Annotated in this window: 1 protein-coding gene and 1 pseudogene; one reads left to right on the forward strand and one right to left on the reverse strand. The window is 69.9% G+C overall.

The features are described from left to right. A partial coding sequence (locus ACFW2E_RS47455; protein ID WP_384478530.1) for an MBL fold metallo-hydrolase occupies positions 1-708 on the reverse strand: 708 nt, incomplete at its 3' end. 176 nt (positions 709-884) lie between these two features. On the opposite strand from ACFW2E_RS47455, the pseudogene ACFW2E_RS47460 reads away from it, so the two are divergent. Continuing rightward, positions 885-1,149 (forward strand): annotated as a pseudogene (locus tag ACFW2E_RS47460) (carboxymuconolactone decarboxylase family protein); the annotation flags it as partial.

The following is a 1,149-nucleotide window of genomic DNA, read 5'->3' on the forward strand; positions in this document are numbered from 1 at the left end:
CGCCCAGAGGGTGTGCTGGGTGTTGCGCAGGCCGCGTCCGCAGAAGTGCCGGGCCGGGGTGGCGGTGAGCGTGAGGCCGCCGACGTGGGCCGACTCGTGCCAGTCCAGCTCGCACAGCCGGTCGGCACAGACGCCCCAGTGTTCAAGGTGGGCGCCCACGCCCAGCGGCACCGCGAACCGGGTGTCCGTGCCGGCCAGCGCCTTGATCGTGGGCAGGTCCAGGTGGTCGTAGTGGTCGTGGGAGATGACGACGACGTCGACGGGGCCGAGAGCGTCCAGGGGCAACGGGACGGGGTGCATACGCCTGGGGCCGACGAAGGGGAACGGGGAGCAGCGATCGCCCCACACGGGGTCGAACAGCACCCGCTGCCCGTCGATCTCAGCGAGCACGCTGGAATGCCCCATCCAGGTCAGACGCAGACCGGTGGCAGATGGCCGGGCAAGATCGGCGAGGGTGGTGGCGTGCACCGAGACCGGGCCCTGCGGGGCCCGCAGGAGCCGCGCCTCCTTGTTGACGTAGGCCCTGGCGAGCTCGACAGCCGAGCCGGAGGGACAAGTCCGAGCTCTGCCCCCGGGATTCTGGAAGGCCCCGTCACGGAAGTGGGGCGATCTGCGAATGCGCGCCATACGCTCGCCGTACGGGTCCACGCCGAAGGCCGCGGGCCGCGGCACGCTGAACGCCGGACTCGGGAAACGGAGAGCGGCCACGGTACCTCCAGGTGAAGTGGATCGGGCTCTCCTTGTCGTCTCGTGCGACTGTTGCCCGACGTCACTCGAACGACCGATGTCACATCTGTGTTCCCTCCGTCCGTCGTACCGGTGCGGGCGTCCCGCAGAGCGCCCGGTAGCACACGGCACGACCGACGGACAGGAAGGTGGCCCCCATGGCCCGCGTATCGCTCGACCCGCCCCGCACGATCTTCTTCCGCGTGATGGAGTGGTACTCCCGGCGGACGTACGGCAAGGTCCTGGACCCCGGCAAGGCGCTCGCCCACAATCCGCGGGTGCTCTGGGGCGACCTGCGCTTCGAGCAGTCCGTCGCCAAGTGGAAGAAGCTGGACTCCGACCTGAAGGCGCTCGCCGTGATGGCCTCGGCCGCCTCGATCGGCTGCTCGTGGTGCATGGACTTCGGATACTGGGAGAACGCCG

The sequence above is a fragment of the Streptomyces sp. NPDC058964 genome, from assembly GCF_042741275.1.
Classification (GTDB): domain Bacteria; phylum Actinomycetota; class Actinomycetes; order Streptomycetales; family Streptomycetaceae; genus Streptomyces.